Annotated in this window: 7 protein-coding genes and 3 tRNA genes; 5 read left to right on the top strand and 5 right to left on the bottom strand. The window is 60.6% G+C overall.

Going from position 1 to position 7,994, the window contains the following annotated elements; translation table 11 throughout:
* The 4 genes from ATY75_RS20120 to recJ all read left to right on the top strand — a co-directional run.
* Positions 1 to 419, top strand: a 419-nt coding sequence (locus tag ATY75_RS20120; protein WP_143535323.1) for an aminotransferase class I/II-fold pyridoxal phosphate-dependent enzyme, incomplete at its 5' end; no start/stop codon positions are given.
* A gap of 61 nt (positions 420 to 480) precedes the next feature.
* A complete protein-coding gene (locus tag ATY75_RS20115) occupies positions 481 to 1,806 on the top strand; it encodes a homoserine dehydrogenase (protein WP_088938891.1) in 1,326 nt (441 codons plus the stop codon).
* 178 nt (positions 1,807 to 1,984) lie between these two features.
* Positions 1,985 to 2,230: a hypothetical protein gene (locus ATY75_RS20110; protein ID WP_088938890.1), complete on the top strand. Its 246-nt coding sequence runs from the start codon at positions 1,985 to 1,987 to the stop codon at positions 2,228 to 2,230.
* Positions 2,231 to 2,310: 80 nt separating this feature from the next.
* Entirely contained in the window at positions 2,311 to 4,113 is a 1,803-nt protein-coding gene (recJ, locus tag ATY75_RS20105; RefSeq protein WP_088938889.1) for a single-stranded-DNA-specific exonuclease RecJ, read from the top strand.
* A gap of 47 nt (positions 4,114 to 4,160) precedes the next feature.
* Here the strand turns inward: recJ and ATY75_RS20100 are convergent.
* Positions 4,161 to 4,235: transfer RNA gene (locus ATY75_RS20100), tRNA-Glu, on the bottom strand.
* Between the two features lie 615 nt (positions 4,236 to 4,850).
* Here ATY75_RS20100 and ATY75_RS20095 point away from each other — a divergent pair.
* Positions 4,851 to 5,606: an FkbM family methyltransferase gene (locus ATY75_RS20095; RefSeq protein ID WP_245317605.1), complete on the top strand. Its 756-nt coding sequence runs from the start codon at positions 4,851 to 4,853 to the stop codon at positions 5,604 to 5,606.
* Positions 5,607 to 5,808: 202 nt separating this feature from the next.
* On the opposite strand, the gene ATY75_RS20090 is transcribed toward ATY75_RS20095, so the two are convergent.
* The 4 genes from ATY75_RS20090 to gloA form a co-directional block, all read right to left on the bottom strand.
* Positions 5,809 to 5,883 (bottom strand) — tRNA-Glu (locus tag ATY75_RS20090).
* Between the two features lie 73 nt (positions 5,884 to 5,956).
* Positions 5,957 to 6,031: transfer RNA gene (locus tag ATY75_RS20085), tRNA-Glu, on the bottom strand.
* Positions 6,032 to 6,230: 199 nt separating this feature from the next.
* Positions 6,231 to 7,298 (bottom strand): D-Ala-D-Ala carboxypeptidase family metallohydrolase, encoded by a 1,068-nt coding sequence (locus ATY75_RS20080; protein WP_088938888.1) that lies wholly within the window; start codon positions 7,296 to 7,298, stop codon positions 6,231 to 6,233.
* 165 nt (positions 7,299 to 7,463) lie between these two features.
* Positions 7,464 to 7,904, bottom strand: a complete 441-nt coding sequence (gene gloA / locus ATY75_RS20075) for a lactoylglutathione lyase (RefSeq protein WP_088938887.1) — start codon at positions 7,902 to 7,904, stop codon at positions 7,464 to 7,466.
* Positions 7,905 to 7,994: the final 90 nt, after the last annotated feature.

Here is a 7,994-nt window from a genome sequence, read left to right as displayed (position 1 = left end):
TCGACTACGGCGCCTTCACGCCGATCCAGGTGGCCGCGACCCATGCGCTGAACGGCGACGGTTCCGACATTGCGGAGGTTCGCAACGTCTACAAGCGTCGCCGCGACGTCATGGTCGAAAGCTTCGGGAAGGCCGGCTTCGACGTGCCGCCGCCGGCTGCCACCATGTTCGCCTGGGCGAAGATCCCCGAAAAGTTCCGTCACCTCGGTTCGCTTGAATTTTCCAAGCTGCTGGTCGAGAAGGCCGACGTCGCCGTTGCCCCGGGTATCGGCTTCGGCGAAATGGGCGACGACTACGTCCGTCTGGCGCTCGTCGAGAACGAACACCGCATCCGCCAGGCTGCGCGCAACATCAAGAAGTTCATGTCGACGGCAGACGAAACGATGCACAACGTCATTTCGCTGAACGCGCACCGTTAATCCAACTCTTAAGGCAGCCGCGCCCCGCGGCTGCCGCCACACAGACATTCAGGATCGATCCATGGCAGATGCCCTCAAAATCGGCATTGCGGGCTTGGGCACCGTTGGCGCCTCGCTAGTCCGCATCATTCAGCAGAAGAGCAACGAGCTTGCCGTCACCTGCGGGCGTCCGATCACGATCACCGCGGTCTCCGCGCGTGACAAGACGAGAGACCGCGGCGTCGATCTTTCCACAGTGACCTGGTTCGACCGGCCGGAAGATCTTGCCGAAAAGGGCGATATCGACGTCTTCGTCGAGTTGATGGGCGGCGCCGAAGGGGCCGCCAACACCTCCGTACGCGCCGCACTTCAGCGTGGTCTCCATGTGGTGACAGCCAACAAGGCGCTGCTTGCCTATCACGGCGTCGAGCTTGCGACGATCGCCGAGGAGAAGGGCGCGCTGTTAAACTTCGAGGCGGCGGTCGCCGGCGGCATCCCCGTCATCAAAGCGCTGCGCGAATCGCTGACTGGCAATGCCGTCTCGCGCATCTACGGCATCATGAACGGCACCTGCAATTACATCCTGACCAAGATGGAGAAGGAGGGGCTGTCCTTCGCCGAATGCCTGAAGGAAGCGCAGCGGCTGGGTTACGCCGAGGCCGATCCCGCCTTCGATATCGAGGGCAATGATACCGCCCACAAACTTTCCATCCTGACGACGCTCGCCTTCGGCAATCGCATCGCCGCTGACGACATCTATCTCGAAGGCATCACCAACATTTCGATTGAGGATATCCATGCCGCGGCCGAACTCGGCTACCGCATCAAGCTGCTCGGCGTTGCCCAGCGCACCGATACCGGCATCGAGCAGCGCGTGCATCCGACCATGGTGCCAGTCGATTCGGTGATCGCCCAGGTCGACGGCGTCACCAATGCAGTGGCGATCGAATCCGACGTGCTTGGCGAACTGCTGATGGTCGGCCCCGGCGCCGGCGGCAATGCCACGGCCTCGTCGGTGCTCGGCGATATCGCCGATATCGCCAAAAGCCAGCCGGGCGCTCAGCGCGTGCCGGTGCTCGGCCATCCCGCAAAGGCGCTGGAGCCCTATCGCAAGGCGCAGATGCAGAGCCACGAGGGCGGTTATTTCATCCGTCTCACCGTCCTCGACCGCACCGGCGTCTTTGCCAGCGTTGCCACCCGCATGGCCGAAAACAACATCTCGCTGGAATCGATCGTCCAGCGCTCCAAGCAGCATCTGGCGCCGTCGCACCACCAGACGATCATTCTCGTCACCCACGCGACGATGGAAGAGTCGGTGCGCAGGGCCGTCGCCTCGATCAAGTCGGAAGGGTATCTCTTCGGCGAACCGCAGGTCATCCGCATCGAGCGGCCGAAAGAAGAAGCTTAAGCCTTTTCTCGTCCGGGCAATCTGAGCCGCCCCGTCTTCTTGAACTGCCAGTTCAAGAAGACGGAGCGGTTTTTTTGTTGCTCGTCCGGGCTCCCCTTACGGAAGTCTATATTAACAAATACCGAAATATTGATATAAATAAAACCATAGATGGTGAGTCGTGGGCGTGGAGAATTTCATGAGCAAGGACAGCCACGCCGGCAAGGGGTATGGCCGCCCGAGCGACGCGCCGCCGGACCGCCCCGATATGCTTGGGGAGATTTTCAAGCCGGCCTACCGTGACACTCGTCAGCAGGCCCCTGATGAGGATGACGGCGATGAACACACGGAAGGCCGCAACTGGGCCATTCTGCTGACGCTGTTTTCTTTCCTGCTGGTCCAGCTTGCCGGCGTTGCCATGATCATCTGGGCGGTATTCTGGTAAAAATCCGTGTCTGCAAATCCAACGCTATGTTATCTCCGCTGCTTCTGTAGAAAGAACAGATGAAGTCAGCGGAGTAAGACATGGCAGATCTCGTCGATCCGGTACAGCGCGCGTTTCTCGGTGTGGAGAAATCCGCGCTCGACAATCGCTGGGTGGCGCGGCTCGATCAGGCCGGGCAGAACCGGGCGCTGGCCATGTCGCAAATCCACGGCATGCCGGATCTGATCGCCCGCGTGCTGGCCGGGCGCGGCGTGACGGTGGACGAGGCGATCGAATTCCTCGATCCGACGATCCGCGGCCTGATGCCCGATCCGCATGTTTTGACGGATTGCGAAAAGGCCGCCACCCGCCTGGTGAGCGCCATCGAGCGCGGCGAGAACGTCGCGATCTTCGGCGACTACGATGTCGACGGTGCGGCCTCCTCGGCGCTGATGTTCCGCTTCCTCAGCCATTTCGGCGTCAAGGCGAACATCTATATTCCCGACCGCGTCTTCGAAGGCTACGGTCCCAATCCGGCGGCGATCAATCAACTGATCGACAATGGCGCCCGGCTGATCGTCACCGTCGATTGTGGCTCCACCAGCCACGAGGCGCTGGCGGCCGCCGCCGCCCGCAATATCGATGTCGTCGTCATCGATCACCACCAGGTGACACATGAGCTGCCGCCCTGCCATGCGCTGGTCAACCCGAACCGGGAGGACGATCTCTCGGGGCAGGGGCATCTTTGCGCCGCCGGTGTCGTCTTCATGGTGCTGGTGGCGACGCTGAGGCTGCTGCGCGCGGCCGGCAACAAGGGCATCCTGGCGCTCGATCTGTTGCAATGGCTGGATATCGTCGCGCTTGCGACCGTCTGCGATGTCGTGCCGCTGAAGGGCCTCAACCGCGCCTATGTGGTCAAGGGTCTGGTCGCGGCCCGCCACCAGAGCAATGCCGGCCTTGCAGCCCTCTTCCGCAAGGCAGGGCTCGCCGGCCCTGTGACACCCTATCATTTCGGCTTCCTGATCGGGCCGCGCATCAATGCCGGCGGGCGGATCGGCGACGCCGCACTCGGAAGCCGCCTGCTGACGCTTGATGACGCCGGCGAGGCCGAAATGATCGCCCAGCGCCTGGACGAGCTCAACCGCGAGCGCCAGGCGATGGAGGCGATCATGCTGCAGGAGGCGGAAGCCGAAGCGCTGGCCGAATATGGCGACGGCGAGGGCGCCTCCGTCATCGTCACCGCCCATGAAAAATGGCATCCCGGCATTGTCGGGCTGATCGCCGCGCGGCTGAAGGAAAAGTTCAAACGGCCGGCCTTCGCGATCGCCTTCGATCCCTCCGGCCGCGGCACTGGCTCCGGCCGCTCCATCAACGGCTTCGACATGGGCAGGATGGTGCGGGCGGCTGTCGACGAAGGGCTGCTGGTCAAAGGCGGCGGTCACGCCATGGCTGCGGGGCTGACGGTCGAGCGCGCCGATCTCGGCAGGCTGAGGACCTTCTTCACCGAGAAGTCGGCAAGAACGGTGGCGAGTCTTGTTGCGAATGAGACGCTGAAGATCGACGGTGCGATCGGCGCCAGCGGCGCCACGCTCGAACTGATTGACCGCCTGGAGGCTGCCGGCCCCTATGGCTCCGGCCACGCCCAGCCGCTCTTTGCCGTGCCGGCGCATCGTGTGCGCGATGCACGCCTGGTCGGTGAAAAACATGTGAAAGTGACGATGGAGGCAATGGATGGATCGCGGCTCGACGGCATCGCCTTCCGCGCCGCCGATACGGCTCTCGGCAACCTTCTCATCAATTCCCGCGGCGCCAGCCTGCATGTCGCGGGTTCGCTCGGTGCCGATCATTATCAGGGCGCCCGCCGCATCCAACTGCGTGTCTGCGATGCTGCGCCGGCAAAATAAAATTGCCGCGCAAAAACGCTCATGATGACAAATTGGGAGAGAGGAAGTGGCACGCCCTAGGGGAGTCGAACCCCTCTTCCCAGAATGAAAATCTGGTGTCCTAACCGATAGACGAAGGGCGCTTCCTTCGTGGTGGCGCCCTTATAGTCAGCACCTTCAAAAGCCGCAAGCGCCAAGGCGCGAAAAAATGATCGTTTTCGGCATTCTTTTGCTGTCGTGATTAACCACCGCGACGCCGGATACGCCGAAGCGGAGAAAGACCGAGCCTGCGGGTTGGGTTGGGCAGCATCGTGCGAGCGATTGGTACGCCCTAGGGGACTCGAACCCCAACCAAGCGGTTATGAGGCGCGCCGGCTCTAACCATTGAGCTACAGGCCCTCGGGTCGGGTGTCCGGCGCCTTGGTGCCGGAGGCCGGCACCGTAATGCCGGGTCACGGGTTCCCGCAGCACGGGTTCCGCTCTAACGCACATCCGAGGGAGCCACGATCACTTCGGCCTGCGCGTCGTCCGGACGCCTCGGCCAGACCTCGTCGATCGGCGGTCATTACCGGGACTGCCACTCCAAGATGCCAGATAGCCAATCCCACCGCCCCCAATCAACTGGCAAGGTTGAAGGGATCCACGGCTATGTCGACTTCACCTAAAGAACTAGGCTTGGTGAAATGGCCGCGCAAGGCACCAACTATCGATGATCTAGCCACTGGTTGCCAATTCACGGAGGATGGAAAAGAAGGAGCATGCCGCTCGATGAGCGGATAGCGCATGCGTCCGAGTTACCGGGAGCCTACATGCTTCATATCGCTAATATTGCGCCACCTCGGTTCAGGCTATGGACGCGCGCTTCACGAGAATGGCGCCGTGGTGAGCCCGAGCTTCGGATCCTCGACAGATTATGCCGTCGGAACCAGACTGCAATCGATATAGGTGCGAACTACGGTATCTATTCTTGGTTCTTGACCAAGTATGCGCGCGATGTCGTCGCCTTCGAACCTCAGCCTAACATGGTAGCTTTTCTGAAGGCTGCGCTTGGTTCGTCGGTTCGGGTCGAGCAGGTCGCACTTTCCGACAGCGATGGCGTTGCAACGATGCGGATTCCCCGTGATCAGTTCATGGATGGCTGCGCCACGATTGAGGACCAGAATACGCTTTCGACGCAAAATGTCGCAGAAATTTCCGTTCCAACCCGTCGTTTGGACAGCTATCAGTTCGGCACTGTAGGCTTCATTAAGATCGACGTTGAAGGGCACGAACTAAAAGTACTCGAAGGCGCAGAGGCTATATTGAACCGGTATCGCCCAAACCTGCTCATCGAAGCGGAAGACCGACATCGACCCAACGCTGTCGCCAGTTTGATAGACTATCTTAAGCCGTTTGGATATTTTGTATATTGCCTGAAAGATCGAAAATTTCGTTCCCTGTCGATCGACGACATCCAGAAGGGCTCTGCCGGAACGCCTTATAACTACGTCTTTTCTATCCGCGAGGATCTATAAAGAGCCCTTCGTGTGCCCCCGTGCTCACCACCCCGACGACCGAGCGGCTGCAAGAAGCATCTGCGCCAGGATATTTTATCGGCCGTTGAGCACGGTTTAAACGCTTCTTGAGCCGCTCTTAAAACCTGATTGGGCTTTTTCAAAAATTCCGACCTCCTGTCAAATTTCGCAAAATTGCGTCCGATTTAGACGAGAGGAATAGTGGTACGCCCTAGGGGAGTCGAACCCCTCTTTACAGAATGAGAATCTGTCGTCCTAACCGATAGACGAAGGGCGCAAACCGTTCGCTAAAATAGGCGCGCGCGCCAGCTTCTGCAAGCGGATGCGAAAGCTTCTATATGGAGAGAAAGTGGCACGCCCTAGGGGAGTCGAACCCCTCTTCCCAGAATGAAAATCTGGTGTCCTAACCGATAGACGAAGGGCGCTTCCTTCGTGGTGGCGCCCTTATAGTCAGGCATTTTGAATCCCGCAAGCAGGAAATGCGGTTTTCTTTCAAAAAAATGACAAGAAATCCTGCTGCGTTGCAGACGCCGATTATTGAAGCTGAATCAATAGGCTGCCGGTTATTTCTTGAACAGGACGAGACGGCGCTGCCCTTTACGTGATGCGCAGATCGCGCGGCCGTCAGATCGCTCTTGCGGTCGCCATGGGCGCACGTTTGCCGCCGCAGCCCCAGTTCCAGTCGCGGCTTTTGCCGGTATCGAGATGGACCGACTCCGTGTGGCAATAGGTGCCGACGCCGCCGCGGTTCGGCAGCGAGCGGATATAGGCGGCAATATCCCATTTCGTCACGCCGTCGATCTGGATATCGGCCGCTTCGCAGCTTTTGTGCATCGATTCGTCGGCGCCGCCGACCAGGCGGTTATGCTCTTCGTCGCGATAGCCTGAGGTGACGATAACAGGCCTGCCGAAATGGCTTTCCACAGTCTTGATCACGTTCAGAAGCTCGGGCTTGAAACAGCCGACCTCGACCTTGTCGTTCTGGACATGCAGCCCGTTCGGCGCGACGCGTGTCATGCCGGGCAGGGAGGCTTTCTGCAAAAGGCCGGAGAGGGTGCCGAGCAGGTTCTGCTTCGGTGCGCTGTAGAGCGCATTCATCGTCGGAGCGGGATGGCCGTCCGTCGCCAGCGACGCCGTTTGCACCGGCGCAATCTGCGTGCTGCCATTCTGCGAGGATTGCTGCGGCAGCACAGGCACCGCCGGCTGCTCTGATCCGGGTTGCTGACTGTAGACGCTGCTTCTTGCGGGTGCTGCACCTCCAACCGGCGCATAGGCCTGCGGCTGAATGACCGTCGACGTGCTGTTGTTCTGCGGCGCCGGCTGATGATCGGAAAAGATGCTCATCGCCTGCGCGTTGATCCGGGTCGACTGCAGCACGAGCCCGCCGATATTGGCCGGTGCTGCCGCCGCCGGATCGGCCGGCGGGACAGGGGCATTCGGATCTGCTGCCACGGCCTGGGGCATGGCTTGAGCGCCGGAGACATTGACGAGCCGGGGATCGGTGTAGACCGAGCGTGGGGCAGAGCTTGCCTGCGCTGCTGCGGCAAGCGCAGGTACGGCTGCTTGCGGCGCCGGAACCGCTGCGGCGGAATCGAGCGCCTTCTGGTCCGAGGCGCAGCCGGACAGCGCCAGCACCGAAGTGGCGATCAGCAAAGTGCCCGCCAGGGACATCCGCATCTCAATGTTACGCAAGCGACAGTCTCCAGTTGATGCGGAAAATGGCCGAAAACCGCCATCTTCCGCTTCGAGTCGTCAGGAGATTGCCTGCGGGGCCGGGTCGCGGCAAGCGTCAAGGCGCCGGCCGGACCCGAAATCGCAAAAGCCGCAAGCCTCGCAAAAGCCTTGCGGCGAAAAGCCTTACCAGGCGCCGGTATTGCCCATGGAGGCCCAGGGTTCGGCGGCGGCAAGCGGGCTGCCCTTCTGCAGGATTTCAATCGAGATGCCGTCGGGCGAGCGCACGAAAGCCATGTTGCCGTCGCGCGGCGGCCGGTTGATGATGATGCCGTTGTCCATCAGATTCTGGCAGGTTGCGTAAATGTCGTCGACCTCATAGGCGAGGTGGCCGAAATTGCGTCCTCCGCTATAATCTTCCGTGTCCCAGTTATAGGTTAGCTCGAGGCAGGGAGCCTTTTCGCTGCGCGCACGGTCGAGATCGTCGCGAGCAGCCAGGAAAACCAGGGTGAATCGGCCCTTTTCGTTTTCGTGACGGCGGATCTCCTCCAGCCCGAACAGCGTGGTGTAAAAGGCGAGTGAAGCATCCAGGTCTTTGACGCGAACCATTGTGTGGAGATAACGCATTCTATCTACTCCTTTATTGGGTCTGGCTTTTTCGGCGAGCTGAGGTCAGCCTCGGGCAAGTCATCGATATAAAATGTGCAGTTGGGAATA

It is taken from the genome of Rhizobium sp. N122, assembly GCF_002211295.1.
In the GTDB taxonomy this organism is placed as follows: domain Bacteria; phylum Pseudomonadota; class Alphaproteobacteria; order Rhizobiales; family Rhizobiaceae; genus Rhizobium.
This window is presented reverse-complemented; position numbering and strand designations above follow the sequence as displayed.